The following is an 18088-nucleotide window of genomic DNA, read 5'->3' as shown; positions in this document are numbered from 1 at the left end:
TCAGGCCCGCCGCGAGACGACCGCGTCGAGGCGCGGATCGAAGCCGAAGTCATAGCCCGCAAGCGCGGCGCGATAGCCCGCGCTCAGATCGTCGGTGCCGATCTCGTCCTTGCGCCGCGCCGAGGCGTTCACGTAGGCCTTGAGCTGCCGCGAGGCCTGCTTCTGGTCGATAAAGGGCCGGATCTTGCGGCCAAGGGGGTAATAAAAGAGCCGGTCCCTCAGGTCGCGGATCTTCGGACGGGGCGTCCGCGATATTCCGCTGTTCAGCCACTGGCTTGCCAGATCCGCGTCGCGCGCGGTGCGGAACCAGGCCAGGCTGAACAGCACCTGGTCCCAGACATGCGGGTGGTCGTCGCACAGCCGCACCCATTCGGCCAGCAGCCTGCCCACCGCCGGGGTCGCATTCAGATAGATCAGATAGGAAATATCCTCCCAGCCGTCGCGGCGGACAAAGGCCACGTCGAAGGGATTGCCCATCAGAAAGGCGGGCGGGCGCAGGATCGCGGCATCGGCGTCGATCCAGCAGATCGGACGGCCGCTTTCGCGCCAGGCCGTCTCGATCACCCGCGCCTTGAGGCCGGTATTGGCGACCCACGACCCGCGCGAAGCCACCGGCTCGATCCGGTGCGGCAGGCCGTGCCGGTCCAGCGAGGCGCGCAGATCGGCGGCCAGCCCCTCGTAGGGCGTGTCGGTGGTGAAATAGGACACGAACAGCGGCGGCTCGCCCCGCGGCGTTTCGTAAAGCGCGATTTCGCCGCGCAGCTCGGCCGCGCAGGCAAGATCGGCCGCCCCGGGGCGGCGCAGATGGGCGATGATCCTGCCTTGCGGATGGGCCAGTGCCTGGTCCAGCGGCCGGAAGGACAGGCCCGCACGGGCGATATAGTCTGATGGAGTCATCCGCGCCCTGCCTGTTCCGCAGGCCAGATGTTGCAGCAGAAGGGATGGCTGTCAATCGACCCGCCGAACGCGGAAAGGCCCCGGACATGCCGGGGCCTTTCGATGTCGCCGAAAGATCAGCCTTCGGCGGTTTCTTCCTTGGCCTCGGTGATCTCCTGGCCGGTCTGCTGGTCCACCATCTTCATGCCCAGGCGAACCTTGCCGCGGTCGTCGAAGCCCAGAAGCTTGACCTTGACCTCCTGGCCTTCCTTCAGGATCTCGTTCGGGTGGTTCAGGCGCTTGTTGGCGATCTGGGACACGTGGACCAGGCCGTCGCGCTTGCCGAAGAAGTTCACAAAGGCGCCGAAATCCACCAGCTTGACGACCTTGCCGGTGTAGATCCGGCCTTCTTCGGGCTCGGCCACGATCGAATAGATCATGTCATAGGCCTTTTTGATCGAATCGGCGTTGGCCGAGGCGATCTTGATGGTGCCGTCGTCGTTGATGTCCACCTTGGCGCCCGAGATTTCCACGATCTCGCGGATGACCTTGCCGCCCGAGCCGATCACTTCGCGGATCTTGTCGGTCGGGATCTGCATCGTCTCGATGCGCGGGGCGTGGGCGCTGAACTCGCGGCGGCCTTCGGACAGGGCCTTGCCCATCTCGGCCAGGATGTGCAGACGGCCTTCCTTGGCTTGCGCCAAGGCCTGCTGCATGATCTCGGGCGTGATGCCTGCGACCTTGATGTCCATCTGAAGGGACGTGATGCCGTCGGCGGTGCCGGCGACCTTGAAGTCCATGTCGCCCAGGTGATCCTCGTCGCCCAGGATGTCGGTCAGGACCGCATACTTGCCGTCGTCTTCCAGGATCAGGCCCATGGCCACGCCCGCGACCGGCGCCTTCAGCGGCACGCCCGCATCCATCATCGCCAGCGAGCCGCCGCACACCGATGCCATCGAGGACGAGCCGTTCGATTCGGTGATCTCGGACACGACGCGGATGGTGTAGGGGAAATCCGTCGGAGCCGGCAGAACCGCCTGCAACGCGCGCCAGGCCAGCTTGCCGTGGCCGATCTCGCGGCGGCCGGGGCTGCCGACGCGGCCCACCTCGCCCACCGAATAGGGCGGGAAGTTGTAGTGCAGCAGGAAGTTCGACCGGAAGTTTCCGTGCAGCGCGTCGATGATCTGTTCGTCGTCGCCGGTGCCCAGCGTGGTCACCACAAGGGCCTGCGTCTCGCCACGCGTGAACAGCGCGCTGCCGTGGGTGCGCGGCAGGATGCCCACCTCGCTGTCGATGGCGCGGACGGTGCGGGTGTCGCGGCCGTCGATGCGGGCGCCGCCGTTGATCACGTCGCCGCGCAGGATGCCCGATTCCAGCTTCTTCAGCGCCGAACCCAGGTTGGGATCGGCCAGGTCCTCCTCGGACAGGCCGGCCACGACCTTTTCGCGAACGGCCTGAATGGCGTCGCGGCGCTCGGCCTTGTCGACGATCGCGTAGGCCGCGCGCATCTCGGATTCGCCCAGGCCCTTCACGCGGGCGTAAAGCGCGCTGTAATCGGGCGACTGGAAGTCGAAGGGTTCCTTGGCGGCGGCTTCGGCCAGGCCGATGATCAGGTCGATCACGGGCTGCATCTGCTCGTGGCCGAACTTGACGGCGCCCAGCATCTCTTCCTCGGTCAGTTCATAGGCCTCGGATTCGACCATCATCACGGCGTCCTTGGTGCCCGCGACGACCAGATCCAGGCGCTGCTCGGGGTTGGCGCGCAGGTTGTCCATGTCCTGAACGTCGGGGTTCAGCACATATTGGCCGTTGGCAAAGCCCACGCGGGCCGCGCCGATCGGACCCATGAAGGGCACGCCGGAAATGGTCAGCGCGGCGGATGCCGCGATCATCGCCACGATGTCCGGGTCGTTGACCAGGTCGTGCGACAGGACCGTGCACATCACCAGGGTTTCGTTCTTGAAGCCCGGCGCGAACAGCGGGCGGCAGGGCCGGTCGATCAGGCGCGCGGTCAGCGTTTCCTTTTCGGTCGGGCGCGCCTCGCGCTTGAAGAAGCCGCCGGGGATCTTGCCCGCGGCATAGTATTTTTCCTGGTAGTGCACCGTCAGCGGGAAGAAATCCTGCCCGGGCTTGGGTTCCTTCGCGAAGGTCACGTTGGCCATGACGCTGGTCTCGCCCAGGGTGGCGATAACCGTGCCGTCGGCCTGACGGGCGATCTTGCCCGTTTCCAGCGTGAGCGTTTCCTGGCCCCACTGGATGGATTTCTTCACTTCGTCAAACATCTGGTTTCCTCTGGGCCGCGCCAGCCCTCTGGCGGCGGCCGTGTCTATGGCGGCCCCATTGCCGCCGCCCCTATCCTTTGCATGTGCCCCGGGGCTTGGGGCGTCACGTCACAGATGGCGGGCCATTACAGCAAAACAAGGGCTTTGGGAAGCGGCAAGGCACATCGGCAAGGGGGCGCGGGTTTCCCCGTCCCGCCGCAAGGAAGCCTGCGGCAACAAGGCGCGACCCGTTCAAAAGACCGGGGCGGCGGAACCGATGCTCCGCCGCCCCTGATGTCGCGATAACCTGTCCTGGCCTCAGGCGGCCAGGTCCGCCCTGGCCTTGCCGTCGGATGCGACCTCCTTCGCCGGGGCGGTCAGCGTGGCCAGGGGATCGGCCTCGGCCTCCGACAGCTGCTCGACAAGGCTCAACACCTGCTCGCGTTCCTGCGTCTGGATGGCAAGGGCGCGGGCGCGGGCTTCCTCGTCGGGGTCGGTCGCCTCCTCGGCCTTGGCCGGAACGGCGGCGGCGGCGGTTTCCCGGACCGCCGCGCCCGCGCTTGCGGATAAGGCCGGGCTGGACGAAACGGCGGCGGCGGCGAATTGCGGGGCCGCATCCGTCGGGGCTGTCTCGGCCTTCGGGGCCGTCACGGCGGCGACCTGGGCGGCGATGGTCAGGGCGGCGGGCAGGAAAGGGGGCGGATTCTGGGGTGCCGTCGCCATGGGCGCGGGCGTGCCGGCCTGACTGGCCTGACTGGCCTGGGGGGCGGACGCCGCCGCAACCGCCTGCAATGCCTTCTGGGACAGGTCGAAGACGACGCCGGAGGTGGTGCCGGACGCCGGCGCCGGCGCGGGGCCGGCCGGCGCGGCAGCCGCCTGGGCGGCGGCTTTGGCCGGGGCGGGTGCGGTCGCCGCGGAGGGCCGGTTTCTGGCCGCCAGAAGGCTCGACAAGGTTTTGTTGAGGATACCAAGTAACATTCGCGCGTCTCCTTGTGGTAACAGGCGAACAGTTCTTAATTTTTCCCTAACCGTCCAGAAAACAGTGCCGAAGATTTTAGCCATCGCGCAGCAAAACGCCCGCGGCCGGGGACCGCGGGCGTTTCAGACGTCAACCGGCTGCGATCAGCGGCGCAGGCCCAGCTTGCCGATCAGGTCGGTGTAGCGGGCTTCGTCCTTTTTCTTCAGATAATCCAGCAGCTTGCGGCGCTGCGCGACCAGTTTCAGAAGACCGCGGCGCGAGTGGTTGTCTTTCTTGTGGGTCTTGAAATGCTCGGTCAGGGTGGCGATGCGCGAGGACAGGATCGCGACCTGCACCTCGGCCGAACCGGTGTCGCCGGCCTTTGTGCCGAATTCCTGGATGACGCGGGCTTTTTCTTCGACGGTGATCGACATCGGGATCTCCTTTCGGGAAAGGGTTATGGCGCAGGCCGGGATGTCGTCCAGCACGGGCCCGTGGAGTGTCCGCCGCAAGCGCGGGGGATGCGCGCCTATACGGGAAAAGCGCCCGCAAGAAAAGGGGGGATTGTCAGCCGGGCAGCCGGACCACCACGATGTCCTGCGCCGCAAGCCCGCCGGTTTGCAGCATCCGGCCGACGGCCTCGCCATTGACGGTGATCAGCACCGTTCCGTCCGCATCCTCCTCCAGGCCGATTCTGGCATCCCCGGCCATGCTGTCGGGCAGGTGCAGCACCATCTGGTCCTCTTGCGCGTCGAAACCGGCGATCACCGGCAGCTGGCCGGGCGCCTGTTGCAGCACGAACTGATCGGAACCCTCCTGCCCTTCGGCAAAGTCGCCCGCCCCGGGCGCCAGGGTGTCGTCACCCTCGCCCCCGTGCATCCAGACGGTGTCGGGATCGTTGTCGCCGACCAGGTGGTCGTTGCCGCGCCCGCCGTCCAGGTCGTCCGCCCCGCCGCCCGACACGAGCAGGTCGTCGCCATCGTTGCCGGACAGCCAGTCGTTCCCCGTCCCGCCGAACAGCATGTCCTGACCTTCGCCGCCATAAAGGGTGTCGTCGCCCTCATCCCCCCAGATGATGTCGTCGCCGCCCTGCCCCGCCAGCGAATCGTTCCCCGAACCGCCGTGTATCTCGTCATCGCCCGCGGCATCGTAGCTGCCGTCGCCCTGCACCCAATCGTCGCCCGCCCCGGCATGGATCGTGTCGTTCCCGCCGCCGCCGAACAGGTTGCCGCCCTCCGGTCCGCCCTGGATCAGATCGTCTTCGACCGGCCTGAACGGAGCCATCCCTTCGGTCCCGGAATTCGATCCGGGCACCGGCGGCGGATCAACGACCGGAAAGGGGCGAACCTCCGGAAACGGCTCGGCGACGGGAAACGGCTCGGGCAGCGGCAGCGGCTCGTATGCGGGAAACGGCTCGGGCAGCGGCGGCAGTTCAACAGCATGATCGACCACCGCTCCCGGCTCGCTCACGGTCGGCGGCAGGGGAAAGGGTTCCGGCCATGCCTCGAATTCGGGCAGCCCGGCTTCCGGCGCGTCGGAACTGACATCGCCGATTTCAGGGGCATCGGCAGGGCCGCGGGTGGGCGGCAGGTGATCCTGGTCGTCGTCGTCGTCCGCGCGGCCTGCCGTCAGGTCCAGGGCCGCCCCTGCCGCGGCAAGCGCCATCAGGCTGGCAAGAACAAACATGACGCGAACCCCTTACCCTTGCAAACACGCCAAACCACCGGACAACCGTACAGTCTCGAACCACTGTTAACCAAATGCTTTGCTAAGAAAGCGTTAATATCGGCTTGCCGGGCATGAAAAAACCCGCCACGAGGCGGGTTTGTTTCGTTTTCGCTGTGATCGCGCCGGATCAGCCCTGGCGGGCCTTGAAGCGGCGGTTGGTCTTGTTGATCACATAGATGCGGCCCTTGCGGCGCACCACTTGGCAGTCGCGGTGCCGGCTTTTCAGCGAGCGGAGCGAGTTGCGAACCTTCATCGGTTTTTCTCCATCACGCGGCCCGCAGCCGCAGGAAAACGAATGCCCCCGACGCCTTAGCCGGGGGCGGCGAAAACAATGGTGGGCGGTACTGGGATCGAACCAGTGGCCACTACGATGTCAACGTAGTGCTCTACCGCTGAGCTAACCGCCCGTCCTCGGGTGATCCCGTCCGCATCCCGCGATGTGGCCCGAACCGCCTTTGGTCCGCGTGTCTATATAGGGGGGCACCGGGGGTTTCAAGCCCTATCGCAACAGGAAAATTATCGCTTATATGAACCCGAGAAACCGCCTGCCGGGGTCCGACTTGATCGAAACCGACCTTCCTGTCCTGATCGAACGGCCTGATCGCTGGGTCGGCGGCGTCATTTTCGGATCCCCGCATTCGGGTTGCATCTATCCCGACTGGTTCCTGCAAGGCACCAGGCTGCCCCCCGAAACGCTGCGGTCGTCCGAGGACGCCTTTGTGGACCGGCTGATCGCGGACGCTCCCCGCCACGGCGCCGTGACGATTCGCGCGCAGGTGCCGCGCGCCATCGTGGACCTGAACCGCGCCCCCGACGAGATCGACCCGCTGGTCGTGCGCGGCGTCCCGCGTCATCCGCTGAACCAGCGCACGCTGGCGGGGCTTGGCGTGATCCCGCGGGTCGTGTCGCAAGGACGGGCGATCCTGGAACGCCCGATCGAGCGGGCCGAGGCCGAGCGCCGCATCAACGCCTATTGGCGGCCTTACCACCAGGCGCTGACCAGCCTGATCGCCGAGGCGCGGTCGCGATTCGGCCAGGCGATCCTGATCGACATGCATTCCATGCCCCACGACGCGCTGGCCCATCTGCACGGGCCGCGCCCCGACATGGTGCTGGGCAACCGCCATGGGCTGTCCGCCGCGGCCCGCGTGTCGGACGCCATTGTCGCCGCCGTCGAGGCCGAGGGCTGGCGCATCCGGCGCAACTCGCCCTTTGCGGGGGCTTATATCTGTTCGGCCTATGGACGGCCCTGCCAGAACGTCCATGTGGTGCAGCTGGAAATCGACCGCTCGTTGTACATGGACGAAAAGGCCATCGCGCCGCATGCGGGCTTTGACGATTTCGCGGCCCGTTTCGGGTCGGTGATCCGCAAGCTGGCCGTGCTGGACGCCGACGGCCCGACCGAGGCCGGGATCGCGGCGCAATGAACGGCTGGCTGTGGCTGATCGCGGCCGTCCTGCTGGCGGGGGTGGAACTGCTGGTGCCGGGTTGGGCCTTTATGGGGCTTGCGGCCTCGGTCGGGCTGATGGGCGTGCTGCTGATGGCGGGACTGTGGACGGCGGGGCTGCCGGCGGCGCTGGCCGTCACCGCGCTGCTGTGGGCGGCGGCCTGGCTGGTTTTGCGCCGCCTTTGGCCTGCCGGCCCCGGCGAGAAGCGCGACCGCGACATCCGCGATTGACGGCGCGGGCGGCGGGGCAGACGGGTATTTGGGCAAAGAAGAAGCAGCGTTTCACGGCGCCAAGCTGGTCTTGGCGCAGGGGGGCGGCTGCTGGCCGGTCTGGGCGACGACAAACCCGGCCTGCCCTGTCCGCGCATTGGGATCTGCCGGGCGCGCGGGCGGCGAATCGCCGGTCGAATGCGCCCTGCGCGAACTGCACGAGGAGTTGGGCGGGTGCCGCCGCCCGCGCGCCTGCCGGGACGGCCCTTCGCCGCGCGCGAGCATTCCGGCTGTGGCGGTTCTGGCTGTTCACCGGACAGTTGACCGCCCCCGCCATCGCCGCGACCCGCTTCGGGAACAAGGGACAGGAAGGGCGGATGACGCCCTTGGCGGATTTCGCCGCCCATCTCCGCGCGGTTCCGCAGTTCCGCGGGTGGTCGCAGGGCTCATCGCAGCGCCGCCACCCCGCGCACCAAGGGGCGCAGCGCGTCGCCCTTGACCATCCAGCTTGTCGCAAAGGCGAAGGTCGCCGCGGTTTCCAGCCAGAAGACCGGGCGCAGCGCCGCGAGGCGGCTTTCCAGCCCGGTCACGAACAGCACCCCCACAAGGCCGATGCTGACGATGATGGTCCAGCCGCACAGGCGATAGATCCGGTTCGAGGCGTCCTTTTCCGCCCCGTCGACCGCGCCTTTCGTGAACAGCGCCAGGCAATAAACCGCCAGCGCCCCGAAGAACACCGCAGCCGCGCCCAGATGCACCTGCGACGCCAGGCTTGGCCCCAGGGCGCATTGCAGCAGCGTGCAGGCGGGATCGGCCCCGGCTTCGGCCTTTTCGGCAGGACCGGTCGGAACCAGCGCCACCAGCGCGATGGCCGCCGCCGCCACCCGCGCCGTGCCCTTGTCCGTGATCAGGTCGCCCGCATCGGGGCGAAAGCCCTCGTAGCTCCACAAAAACACCGCTTGCGCGATCAGAGTGCCCACGAAAACCTCGCGCATGGGCGTGTAATAGGCGGCGGAGATGCTGGTCAGCAGTCTGCCGTCAAGCAGGCCATAAGCCAGAAGCGCCACCGGCAGAAAGAAGCCGAGCGTTCCGATCGCCCGCCGCACGGCCAGAAAGGACAACACCAGGTCGTTATGCGCCTTTTGCGAAATTCCGCGGTCGTCCGCCATGATGCCCCCCCCTGCGGTCCAAGGTGGCGCGGATGGCGGGACGGGTCAATCAGCCGCGCATTTCCGCGACAATGGCCTGCGCGGCTGCGCGCGGGTCGGCGGCCTGCCAGATCGGACGGCCGACAACGATGTGATCCGCCCCGGCGGCGATGGCGCTGGCAGGGGTTTCCACCCGCTTCTGGTCGCCCAGGGCCGCGCCGGACGGGCGCACGCCCGGCGTCACGATCAACCGCGCGTCCGGCAGGGCGCGGATTGCCGCCGCTTCCCTTGGGGAACAGATGATGCCGTCTGCCCCGGCGTCAAAGGCGCGGGCGGCGCGCTCCACGGTGATGTCGTGGATGTCGCCCGACCGGATAAGCCCCGCGTCCAGGTCGGACCGCTCCAGCGAGGTCAGGACCGTCACGCCCAGGATCTTCAGGTTGGACCCGGCCGCCCCTTCCTTGGCGGCGCGCACCACATGCGGGTCGCCATGCACGGTCAGGAAATCCAGATCGAAGCGCGCCAGCCCGCGCACGGCGGCCTCCACCGTGGCGCCGATGTCGAACAGCTTCATGTCCAGGAAGATCCGCTTGCCGTGGTCGCCCTTGAGTTCCTGCGCAAGCGCCAGCCCGCCGCCGGTCAGCATCCCCAGGCCGATCTTGTAGAAGCCCACGGCATCGCCCAGCCTCTCGGCCAGATCCAGCCCCGCCACCGCGTTCGGCACGTCCAGCGCCACGATCAGCCGGTCATCCATGCTGCCATCCTTGTCCCTGAAATCGCGGCGTTATGGCACATCGCCGGATGGCTTGAAAGCGCCGCAAGACTTACCAGATGATAGTCGAAGACCCGGACCGGGGCGCGCCGCATCAGGGTGCCCGCGACACGGGGGCTAGTGGAAGGAGTATATTGCCGATGAACATGGAAAAGTTCACCGAGCGGTCGCGCGGCTTCATGCAGGCCGCCCAGACCATCGCGATCCGCGAGGAAAACCAGCGGGTCGTGCCCGAACATCTGCTCAAGGCGCTGATGGACGACGACCAGGGCCTGTCGTCGAACCTGATCGCCCGCGCGGGCGGCGATCCCCGCCGCGTCAAGGAAGCGGTCGATGCGGCCGTGGGCAAGCTGCCCAAGGTCAAGGGCGGCAACAATCAGGTTTACGTGGATCCCAGCCTGGTCCGCGTGCTGGACGAGGCCGAACAGGTCGCCAAAAAGGCGGGCGACAGCTTTGTTCCCGCCGAGCGCATCCTGATGGCGCTTGCCATGGTCAACACCAGCGCCCGCGATGCGCTGACCGCAGGCGGCGTAACCGCGCAGAAGCTGAACGCGGCCATCAACGACATCCGCAAGGGCCGCACGGCGGACAGCGCCAGCGCCGAGGACAGCTATGAGGCGCTGGAGAAATACGCCCGCGACCTGACTCAGGCCGCGCGCGACGGCAAGATCGACCCGATCATTGGCCGGGACGAGGAAATCCGCCGCGCCATGCAGGTGCTGAGCCGCCGCACCAAGAACAACCCGGTGCTGATCGGCGAGCCCGGCGTGGGGAAAACCGCGATCGCCGAAGGCCTGGCCCTGCGCATCGTCGATGGCGACGTGCCCGAATCCCTGCGCGACAAGCGGCTGATGGCGCTGGACATGGGCGCGCTGATCGCGGGCGCGAAATACCGGGGCGAGTTCGAGGAACGGCTGAAGGCGATCCTGAAGGAGATCGAGAACGCCGCGGGCGAGATCATCCTGTTCATCGACGAATTGCACGTGCTGGTCGGCGCGGGCAAGACCGATGGCGCGATGGATGCCGCGAACCTGATCAAGCCGGCCTTGGCGCGGGGCGAGCTGCATTGCATCGGCGCGACCACGCTGGACGAATACCGCAAGTACATCGAGAAGGACGCGGCCCTGGCCCGGCGCTTCCAGCCGGTCATGGTCGAGGAGCCGACGGTCGAGGACACGATCTCGATCCTGCGCGGCATCAAGGAGAAATACGAACTGCATCACGGCGTGCGCATTTCCGATGCGGCCCTGGTCGCCGCCGCCACGCTGTCGCACCGCTACATCACCGACCGCTTCCTGCCCGACAAGGCCATCGACCTTGTGGACGAGGCCGCCAGCCGGCTGCGCATGGAGGTGGACAGCAAGCCCGAGGAACTGGACCAGCTTGACCGCCAGATCCTGCAAATGCAGATCGAGGCCGAGGCGCTGAAAAAGGAAGACGACGCGGCCTCCAAGGACCGGCTGGAACGGCTGGAAAAGGATCTGTCCGAGTTGCAGCAGCGCAGCGCCGAGATGACCGCCCGCTGGCAGGCCGAGCGCGACAAGCTGGAAAGTTCCCGCAGCCTCAAGGAGCAGCTTGACCGCGCCCGCGCCGAACTGGACCAGGCCAAGCGCGAGGGCAACCTGGCCCGCGCGGGGGAACTGTCCTATGGCATCATCCCCGGCCTGGAAAAGAAGCTGGCCGAGGCCGAGAACGGCGGCGCGGACGGGCTGATGGTCGAGGAAGCCGTGCGCCCCGAGCAGATCGCCGAGGTCGTGGAACGCTGGACCGGCATTCCCACCAGCAAGATGCTGGAAGGCGAGCGCGAGAAGCTTCTGAAGATGGAGGAGCAGATCGGTGCCCGCGTCATCGGCCAGCAGGAGGCCGTGGTGGCCGTCAGCAACGCCGTCCGCCGCGCGCGGGCGGGCCTGAACGACGAGAACCGCCCCTTGGGCAGCTTCCTGTTCCTGGGCCCCACCGGCGTCGGCAAGACCGAACTGACCAAGGCCTTGGCCGAATACATGTTCGACGACGACAGCGCCATGGTCCGCATCGACATGTCCGAGTTCATGGAAAAGCATTCCGTGGCCCGGCTGATCGGCGCGCCCCCGGGCTATGTCGGCTATGACGAGGGCGGCGTGCTGACCGAGGCCGTGCGGCGGCGTCCTTATCAGGTGATCCTGTTCGACGAGGTCGAAAAGGCGCACCCGGACGTGTTCAACGTGCTGTTGCAGGTGCTGGACGACGGGCAGTTGACCGACGGCCAGGGCCGGACGGTGGATTTCAAGCAGACGCTGATCATCCTGACCTCGAACCTGGGGTCGCAGGCGCTGTCGCATCTGCCCGAGGGCGCCGATTCGACCGACGCCCGCCAGCAGGTGATGGAGGCGGTCCGGGCGCATTTCCGGCCCGAGTTCCTGAACCGTCTGGACGAGATCATCATCTTCCGGCGGCTCTCGCGGGCCAACATGGACGGGATCGTCGACATCCAGTTGCGGCGGCTGGAACAGCGTCTTGCGGCACGCAAGATCACGCTGGATCTGGACGACGCGGCGCGCAAATGGCTGGCCGACCAGGGCTACGACCCGGTGTTCGGCGCGCGTCCGCTGAAACGCGTGATCCAGCGGGCCTTGCAGGATCCCCTGGCCGAACTGCTGCTGTCGGGCGAGGTTCTGGACGGGCAGACGGTTCATGTCAGCGCCGGACCGGACGGGCTGATCGTCGGCAGCCGCCTGGGCCAGGCGGGCCACAAGCTGGGGGCCGTCGGCGAAGGCCCGCGCCCCGAAGCGACCGTTCACTGAGACACAAAGGCGCGGGCGATGGCCCGCGCCTTTTTCGTTCCCGAAGGCCGCCAGAGACTTCGCAGGGAGGAGGGGGCGCGTCCCTGGCGGATTTCGGCGGCTGGCGCCGCCGGTTTCGGGAGAACCGGGGCGATCGCCCGCCCCATGTCCCCATGATGCCCCCAATTCCGGCGGGTTTCAGCGGCAGCGTCCCAACACCGTTCCGCAACGCGGGGAAAACGGCGCCGATGCGGAACCGTGCGGCAGCCTGCCCGCTTTCGCGGCAAACCCGGATCAGGCGGTTCTGCCCGCCAGCTGGGCGATGCCCATCACCTCCAGCACCTTTGCCTCGATATGCGCGGCGTTCAGGGCCGAGCTGTCATACATCGCGAAAGGCGCGTCGTGATCGACGAAGCGGTCGGGCAGGACCATGGACCGGAAGCGCAGGCCCCGATCGAACACCCCCTGATCCGACAGAAGCTGCGCGACATGGCTGCCGAAGCCGCCGACCGCGCCTTCCTCCAGCGTGATCAGCGCGTCATGGGTGGCGGCCAGGCGCAGGATCAGATCGCGGTCCAGGGGCTTGGCAAAGCGCGCATCCGCGATCGTCGGGGAAATGCCGCGCGCGCCCAGGGCCTCGCAGGCCTTCTGCGCTTCGGACAGGCGGGTGCCGAAGGACAGCAGGGCGACGTTCTTGCCTTCGCGGACGATGCGGCCCTTGCCGATTTCCAGCACCTGCCCGCGTTCCGGCATCTCGACCCCGGTGCCCTCGCCGCGCGGAAAGCGGAAGGCGATGGGGCCGCTGTCATGGGCGGCGGCGGTGGCGACCATGTGCGCCAGCTCCGCCTCGTCGGCGGCGGCCATCACCACCATGCCGGGCAGGTTCGAAAGAAACGCGATGTCATAGGCGCCCGCATGGGTCGGCCCGTCCTGGCCCACCAGCCCTGCGCGGTCGATGGCGAAACGCACGGGCAGACCCTGCACCGCCACGTCATGGACCACCTGGTCATAGCCGCGCTGCAAGAAGGTCGAATAGATCGCGCAAAAGGGCTTCATGCCGCCCGCCGCCAGCCCCGCCGCGAAGGTCACGGCGTGCTGTTCGGCGATGCCCACGTCAAAGGTTCGGCGCGGAAAGCGTTCGGCGAACTGCTTCAGCCCCGTGCCGTCCGGCATGGCGGCGGTGATGCCCACGATCCTGTCGTCGCGCCCGGCCTCGTCGATCAGGGCACGGGCGAAAACGGCGGTATAGCTGGGCGCGTTCGACTTGGCCTTGGCCTGGACGCCCGTCACCATGTCGAACTTGCCCGTCGCATGGCCGCGGTCGGCGGCGTTTTCCGCCGGGGCATAGCCCTTGCCCTTTTTCGTCACCGCATGGATCAGCACCGGACCGGTCGCGCGCGACTTGACCGTGCGCAACAGCGGCAGCAACTGCTCCAGATCGTGCCCATCGACGGGGCCGATATAGGAAAATCCCAGTTCCTCGAACAATGTCCCGCCGACGGCCATGCCCTTCAGCATTTCCTTGGCCCGGCGCGCGCCTTCCTGGATGGGCGGCGGCAACAGGCCCACGGCGCCCTTGGCGGCGGCCTTCAGATCCTGGAACGGGCGGCGGGTGTAAAGGCTGGTCAGGTATGACGACAGCGCGCCCACCGGCGGGGCGATGGACATCTCGTTGTCGTTCAGCACCACGATCAGCCGCTTGCCCAGATGGCCCGCGTTGTTCAGCGCCTCGAAGGCCATGCCCGCGCTCATGGCGCCGTCGCCGATCACCGCGATGGCGTCGCCCCCGTCGCCGCCCAGATCGCGCGCCACGGCAAAGCCCAGAGCCGCGCTGATCGAGGTCGAGGAATGGCCCGCCCCGAACGGGTCGTAAGGGCTTTCCGCGCGCTTGGTGAAGCCCGCCAGGCCCCCGCCCATGCGCAGGGTGCGGATGCGGTCGCGCCGGCCGGTCAGGATCTTGTGGGGATAGCACTGGTGGCCCACGTCCCAGATGATCTTGTCGCGCGGCGTGTCGAACACCGCGTGCAGCGCCACGGTCAGTTCCACCACGCCCAGGCCCGCGCCCAGATGCCCCCCAGTGACGCTGACCGCGCTGATCGTTTCGGACCGCAGTTCGTCGGCAAGCTGGCGCAGCTCCCGGTCGCTCAGCGCCTTGAGGTCCGAGGGCAGCTTGACCCGGTCTAGGATCGGCGTCTTGGTCAGGTCGGTCATCGGCTGGCCCTTCGGAAAGGCGTTGCGGGGCGGGCTTGTGCGTCGTTCAGGTGTCGCGTTCGATAACGAAACGCGCCAGATGGCGCAAGTTTCCGGCGGCCTCGCCATAGGGCGCAAGGGCCGCGTCGGCGGCGGCGGCCAGACGCGCCGCCTCGGCCCGCGCGCCGTCCAGGCCCAGCAGGGACACAAAGGTGGCCTTGCCCGCCGCCATGTCCTTGCCGACGCGCTTTCCGGTCACGTCTTCGTTGCCGGTCACGTCCAGGATGTCGTCGGCGATCTGGAACGCGAGGCCCACCGCATCGGCATAGGCCGCCAGCGGCGCGGGATCGGCATCCGCGATCAGCGGCCCGGCCATGGCGGCGAAACGGATCAGCGCGCCGGTCTTGCCGCCTTGCAGTTCGGTGATCTGCTCCAGCGTCAGCGGCGCGGCGGCGGTTTCGGCCGCGATGTCGAGCGCCTGTCCCCAGACCATTCCCGCCCCGCCCACCGCCTGGGCAAAGGCCGCAACCAGGCGCCGTGTCGCGGCATCCCCGACGGCAGGATCGGCCAGCAGACCAAAGGCCAGGGATTGCAGCGCGTCGCCCGCCAGGATCGCGGTGGCCTGGGACCATTTCACATGCACCGTGGGCAGGCCCCGGCGCAGGTCGTCGTTGTCCATCGCGGGCAGGTCGTCATGGACGAGGGAATAGGCGTGCAGCGCCTCGACCGCCGCCGCGACCGGCAGCGCGGCGGCGTCGGGAACGCCATGCAGGCGCGCGGATTCCATCACAAGAAAGGCCCGGATGCGCTTGCCGCCCGCGCAGGCATAGCCCATGGCGTCGCGCAGCTCGCCCGCGGGCAGGGCGCCGACGGCCGCATCCAGCGCGGCCTGGACCTGCGCCTTCGCCGCCCCCAATCGGTCCTGCATCACAGCCCCTCGGCCGGTTCCGTTCCCGTGGGCTGGCCATTGGCCGCAAGGGTGATCTTTTCCACCCGGTCCTCGGCCTCGCGCAGGCGTTTCTCGCAATGCTGGCGCAGGGCGGCGCCGCGTTCGTAAAGGCGGATGGATTCGTCCAGGGACGCGTCGCCGGTTTCCAGCTTGCCGACCGTGGCCTCCAGTTCCTTCATGGCTTCCTCGAAGCTCATGGTCGCGATGTCGTTCATTGTCCGGCCTCCAGCAGCACGTCGAGATGGGCGCGGACGGACCGGCCCAGGGCGGCCAGATCATAGCCACCTTCCAGGCAGGATACCACCGGGGCCGACAGATCCGCCGCCATGTCGCAGATCATGCGCGTGACGGCGGCGAAATCGGCGTCGTCCCAGTCGAGCTGCGCCAGCGGATCGGCGGCATGGGCGTCGAAGCCCGCCGAGACGATCACCAGCTGCGGCCCGAAGTCCCGGCAGCGGGCCAGGATGCCGCGCCAGGCCGCCTGCCCCGCCGCCCCGTCCGACCCGGGCCGCAGGGGCACGTTCATCATCTGCCCGTGCGCGCCCCGCTCGGTCGCCGCGCCCGTGCCGGGATAAAGCGGCATCTGGTGGGTGGAGGCGAAAAACGCCCGAGGCTCGTCCCACAGCAAATCCTGGGTGCCGTTGCCGTGATGCACATCGAAATCCAGCACCGCCACGCGGTCCAGCCCGTGACGATCCAAGGCGCGCTTGGCCGCAATGGCGGCGTTGCCGAAGATGCAAAAGCCCATGGGCGTTTCGCGTTCCGCATGATGGCCGGGCGGGCGCATGGCGACAAAGGCGTTGGCGGCCTCGCCCGCCAGCACGGCATCGACCGCCGCGACCGCGCCGCCCGCCCCGCGCAGGGCCGCATCAAGGCTGCCGGGCGACAGATGCGTGTCGGCGTCCAGCATCTGCCAGCCTTCCCCGGGGATCGCGGCGCGGATGCGGTCCAGGTAGCGCAAGGGATGGCAGCGCAGGATGTCGGCCTCGTCGGCGCGAGGGGCTTCCCGGCGGTCCAGATCCAGGCCGGCCAGAGCGTCGGTCACGGCGGCGTATCGCGCCACCTGTTCCGGGTGGCCTGAGGGCGTGATGTGGCGTTCCGCGTCGGGATGGGTGAACAGGGCCGTGGTCATCAGACCTCCATCTTGCCGATCAGGGGCAGGTCGTCCTCGGGGCCGACGCTGTGGCGTTCGATCATGCGGTGGACCAGGGGATCGCCCTCGCCGCGGTGCAGGGCGCGAAGCGCCACGGTGATTTCCGCGTCCGATTTCGTGCGGCGCAGGTTGTGGCGGACATATTCGTCCCAGGTGGCGATGTGATAGCTTTCCGTCCACAGGTCGGGATGTTCCAGATCGCGCAGCAGCGCCCAGTTCCGCGCCCCGTCGCGGCGGCGGATGTTGCGGCGCTTCTGCATCAGGCGCAGGAACTCGGGCACGTCCTTCTGGTCGATGCGGTAATCGACCATCACCATGATCGGTCCCGACCGGCCGCGCAGATCCAGCCGCAGCGCCGGTTCGCGGAAGCGGTTCGCCGGGTCCAGGTCGGCGGTGCCGAACTCGGGCGCCTTGAACCAGAAGCCGACAGCCGCCCCCGCCAGCAGCACGACGCCCGCCGCCGTCAGCGCCCGGTCCAGCCCATGCGCCCCCGCGACCCCGCCCCAGACCCAGGATCCGGCCGCCATCCCGCCAAAGGTCGCGGTCTGATACAACGCCAGCGCCCGCGCCACGACCCAGCGGGGGGTGGAAAGCTGCACGGTGACGTTGAACAGCGACAAGGCCAGCACCCAGGACGCCCCGGCGGGCAGCAGCGCCAGCGCGTGCAGCCAGACGGCCTGCGTCTGGCCCAGCACGATGGCCGACAGGGCAAACCCGGCAAAGGCCATGCGCACGATGTTTTCATTGTCGAACCGCGCCCGGATGCGGGGGTTCAGCGCGGCCCCCGCGATCGCGCCCACGCCATAGCAGCCCAAAAGGCCCCCGAACAGCATCGAGCCGCCCTCGGGATGGGACTTGGCGACCAGCGGCAGCAGGGCCAGCACCGACACGGCGGCAAAGCCGAACAGCGCGCCGCGCCCGATGACCTTCATCAGGTTGGGGGACAGCAGGACATAGCGGAGGCCCGCGGCCACGGCGGGCAGGAACGCCTCGGGCGGGGCGGTGCGGGGGGCGATGTTCGGACGCCAGCGCAACAGCGCGCCCAGCAGCGGGACATAGCTGGCCGCGTTGACGGCGAACGCCGCCGCCGCGCCGAACGCGGCCACGATAAAGCCGCCCGCCGCCGGGCCGACCGACCGCATCAGGTTGAAGCCCACCGAATTCAGCGTCACGGCGGCGGGAAGGTCGGCGCGCGGCACCAGGTCGCCCATGCTGGCCTGCCAAGGCGGATTGTACAGCGCCTGCCCCGCCCCGATCAGAAAGGTGAAGGCCAGCAGCAGCCAGGGCGTCAGCCAGCCCTGCCAGGCCACGACCGCCAGGGCCAGCGACACGGCGGCCATGAAGCATTGCGCGAACATCAGGATCGCCTTGCGGTCGAAGATGTCGGCCAGCGCGCCCGAGGCCAGCGCCAGCAGCATGATCGGCAGCGTGTTCGAGGCCTGCACCAGCGCGATCAGCGTGGCGCTGTCGGTCAGCTGCGTCATCAGCCAGGCCGCGCCCACCGCCTGCACCAGCCCGCCAAAGTTCGACACCAGCGTCGCGCCCCACAGCAGGCGGAAATCGGGATACCGGAACGGGGCAAGCGCGGAAGGGGACGAAGGCCGGGATGCTGTCTGGTCGGTCACGGGAACGGTCGC

Annotated in this window: 16 protein-coding genes and 1 tRNA gene; 3 read left to right on the top strand and 14 right to left on the bottom strand. The window is 68.2% G+C overall.

Translation table 11 applies throughout. The features are described 5' to 3' along the window. From ACFOM8_RS11925 to ACFOM8_RS11895, 7 genes are all read right to left on the bottom strand, one after another. Positions 1–897, bottom strand: coding sequence for a hypothetical protein (locus ACFOM8_RS11925; RefSeq protein ID WP_377761578.1), 897 nt, complete (start codon positions 895–897; stop codon positions 1–3). Positions 898–1013: 116 nt separating this feature from the next. Further along, positions 1014–3158 carry a polyribonucleotide nucleotidyltransferase gene (gene pnp, locus ACFOM8_RS11920; RefSeq protein WP_377761576.1) on the bottom strand — a complete coding sequence of 715 codons (2145 nt, stop codon included), beginning with the start codon at positions 3156–3158 and terminating at the stop codon, positions 1014–1016. Between the two features lie 297 nt (positions 3159–3455). Next, positions 3456–4115, bottom strand: a complete 660-nt coding sequence (locus ACFOM8_RS11915) for a hypothetical protein (protein ID WP_377761574.1) — start codon at positions 4113–4115, stop codon at positions 3456–3458. Positions 4116–4259: 144 nt separating this feature from the next. Next, positions 4260–4529, bottom strand: a complete 270-nt coding sequence (rpsO, locus tag ACFOM8_RS11910) for a 30S ribosomal protein S15 (RefSeq protein WP_207101770.1) — start codon at positions 4527–4529, stop codon at positions 4260–4262. A gap of 133 nt (positions 4530–4662) precedes the next feature. Beyond that, positions 4663–5781 (bottom strand): calcium-binding protein, encoded by a 1119-nt coding sequence (locus ACFOM8_RS11905; protein ID WP_377761573.1) that lies wholly within the window; start codon positions 5779–5781, stop codon positions 4663–4665. Between the two features lie 169 nt (positions 5782–5950). Further along, positions 5951–6076 (bottom strand): type B 50S ribosomal protein L36, encoded by a 126-nt coding sequence (gene ykgO / locus ACFOM8_RS11900; protein ID WP_042245282.1) that lies wholly within the window; start codon positions 6074–6076, stop codon positions 5951–5953. Positions 6077–6155: 79 nt separating this feature from the next. Then, positions 6156–6230: transfer RNA gene (locus ACFOM8_RS11895), tRNA-Val, on the bottom strand. Positions 6231–6350: 120 nt separating this feature from the next. On the opposite strand from ACFOM8_RS11895, the gene ACFOM8_RS11890 reads away from it, so the two are divergent. Continuing rightward, the gene (locus ACFOM8_RS11890; RefSeq protein WP_377761571.1) at positions 6351–7250 is read left to right on the top strand and encodes an N-formylglutamate amidohydrolase; all 900 of its coding nucleotides are present in this window, start codon (positions 6351–6353) and stop codon (positions 7248–7250) included. Then, the gene (locus tag ACFOM8_RS11885; RefSeq protein WP_377761569.1) at positions 7247–7501 is read left to right on the top strand and encodes an NfeD family protein; all 255 of its coding nucleotides are present in this window, start codon (positions 7247–7249) and stop codon (positions 7499–7501) included. Before ACFOM8_RS11890 ends, ACFOM8_RS11885 begins: the two co-directional genes overlap by 4 nt. A gap of 425 nt (positions 7502–7926) precedes the next feature. Here ACFOM8_RS11885 and ACFOM8_RS11880 read toward each other — a convergent pair whose 3' ends face one another. Then, the gene (locus tag ACFOM8_RS11880; protein ID WP_377761567.1) at positions 7927–8649 is read right to left on the bottom strand and encodes a DUF998 domain-containing protein; all 723 of its coding nucleotides are present in this window, start codon (positions 8647–8649) and stop codon (positions 7927–7929) included. Positions 8650–8698: 49 nt separating this feature from the next. Continuing rightward, positions 8699–9382 carry an orotidine-5'-phosphate decarboxylase gene (pyrF, locus tag ACFOM8_RS11875; RefSeq protein ID WP_377761565.1) on the bottom strand — a complete coding sequence of 228 codons (684 nt, stop codon included), beginning with the start codon at positions 9380–9382 and terminating at the stop codon, positions 8699–8701. A 158-nt stretch (positions 9383–9540) separates the two neighbouring features. Here pyrF and clpB point away from each other — a divergent pair, with 158 nt between their 5' ends. After that, entirely contained in the window at positions 9541–12180 is a 2640-nt protein-coding gene (clpB, locus tag ACFOM8_RS11870; RefSeq protein WP_377761563.1) for an ATP-dependent chaperone ClpB, read from the top strand. A gap of 273 nt (positions 12181–12453) precedes the next feature. Here the strand turns inward: clpB and dxs are convergent, their stop codons facing one another. Genes dxs through ACFOM8_RS11845 form a run of 5 tightly spaced genes read right to left on the bottom strand, consistent with a single transcriptional unit; the run spans position 12454 to position 18076 of the window. Then, positions 12454–14370 carry a 1-deoxy-D-xylulose-5-phosphate synthase gene (gene dxs, locus ACFOM8_RS11865; protein WP_377761561.1) on the bottom strand — a complete coding sequence of 639 codons (1917 nt, stop codon included), beginning with the start codon at positions 14368–14370 and terminating at the stop codon, positions 12454–12456. A gap of 46 nt (positions 14371–14416) precedes the next feature. Next, positions 14417–15277: a polyprenyl synthetase family protein gene (locus tag ACFOM8_RS11860; protein ID WP_377761559.1), complete on the bottom strand. Its 861-nt coding sequence runs from the start codon at positions 15275–15277 to the stop codon at positions 14417–14419. After that, the gene (locus ACFOM8_RS11855; protein WP_154764573.1) at positions 15277–15513 is read right to left on the bottom strand and encodes an exodeoxyribonuclease VII small subunit; all 237 of its coding nucleotides are present in this window, start codon (positions 15511–15513) and stop codon (positions 15277–15279) included. Before ACFOM8_RS11855 ends, ACFOM8_RS11860 begins: the two co-directional genes overlap by 1 nt. Beyond that, the gene (locus ACFOM8_RS11850) at positions 15510–16430 is read right to left on the bottom strand and encodes a histone deacetylase family protein (protein ID WP_377761557.1); all 921 of its coding nucleotides are present in this window, start codon (positions 16428–16430) and stop codon (positions 15510–15512) included. Before ACFOM8_RS11850 ends, ACFOM8_RS11855 begins: the two co-directional genes overlap by 4 nt. Next, entirely contained in the window at positions 16430–18076 is a 1647-nt protein-coding gene (locus tag ACFOM8_RS11845; protein WP_377761555.1) for an MFS transporter, read from the bottom strand. Before ACFOM8_RS11845 ends, ACFOM8_RS11850 begins: the two co-directional genes overlap by 1 nt. Positions 18077–18088 lie beyond the last annotated feature (12 nt).

Source organism: Paracoccus angustae, assembly GCF_042648745.1.
GTDB lineage: Bacteria > Pseudomonadota > Alphaproteobacteria > Rhodobacterales > Rhodobacteraceae > Paracoccus > Paracoccus angustae.
The sequence above is the reverse complement of the archived record's forward strand: the minus strand, read 5'-3'. Positions and strand labels throughout refer to the sequence as shown.

Excerpts from the sequence above, each read along its gene's own strand:
- dxs (WP_377761561.1), bottom strand. The coding sequence starts at position 14,370 with ATGACCGACCTGACCAAGACGCCGATCCTAGACCGGGTCAAGCTGCCC.
- ACFOM8_RS11860 (WP_377761559.1), bottom strand. The coding sequence starts at position 15,277 with ATGCAGGACCGATTGGGGGCGGCGAAGGCGCAGGTCCAGGCCGCGCTG.
- rpsO (WP_207101770.1), bottom strand. The coding sequence starts at position 4,529 with ATGTCGATCACCGTCGAAGAAAAAGCCCGCGTCATCCAGGAATTCGGC.
- ykgO (WP_042245282.1), bottom strand. The coding sequence starts at position 6,076 with ATGAAGGTTCGCAACTCGCTCCGCTCGCTGAAAAGCCGGCACCGCGAC.
- pnp (WP_377761576.1), bottom strand. The coding sequence starts at position 3,158 with ATGTTTGACGAAGTGAAGAAATCCATCCAGTGGGGCCAGGAAACGCTC.
- clpB (WP_377761563.1), top strand. The coding sequence starts at position 9,541 with ATGAACATGGAAAAGTTCACCGAGCGGTCGCGCGGCTTCATGCAGGCC.
- ACFOM8_RS11905 (WP_377761573.1), bottom strand. The coding sequence starts at position 5,781 with ATGTTTGTTCTTGCCAGCCTGATGGCGCTTGCCGCGGCAGGGGCGGCC.
- ACFOM8_RS11925 (WP_377761578.1), bottom strand. The coding sequence starts at position 897 with ATGACTCCATCAGACTATATCGCCCGTGCGGGCCTGTCCTTCCGGCCG.
- ACFOM8_RS11915 (WP_377761574.1), bottom strand. The coding sequence starts at position 4,115 with ATGTTACTTGGTATCCTCAACAAAACCTTGTCGAGCCTTCTGGCGGCC.
- ACFOM8_RS11850 (WP_377761557.1), bottom strand. The coding sequence starts at position 16,430 with ATGACCACGGCCCTGTTCACCCATCCCGACGCGGAACGCCACATCACG.
- ACFOM8_RS11880 (WP_377761567.1), bottom strand. The coding sequence starts at position 8,649 with ATGGCGGACGACCGCGGAATTTCGCAAAAGGCGCATAACGACCTGGTG.
- pyrF (WP_377761565.1), bottom strand. The coding sequence starts at position 9,382 with ATGGATGACCGGCTGATCGTGGCGCTGGACGTGCCGAACGCGGTGGCG.
- ACFOM8_RS11890 (WP_377761571.1), top strand. The coding sequence starts at position 6,351 with ATGAACCCGAGAAACCGCCTGCCGGGGTCCGACTTGATCGAAACCGAC.
- ACFOM8_RS11885 (WP_377761569.1), top strand. The coding sequence starts at position 7,247 with ATGAACGGCTGGCTGTGGCTGATCGCGGCCGTCCTGCTGGCGGGGGTG.
- ACFOM8_RS11855 (WP_154764573.1), bottom strand. The coding sequence starts at position 15,513 with ATGAACGACATCGCGACCATGAGCTTCGAGGAAGCCATGAAGGAACTG.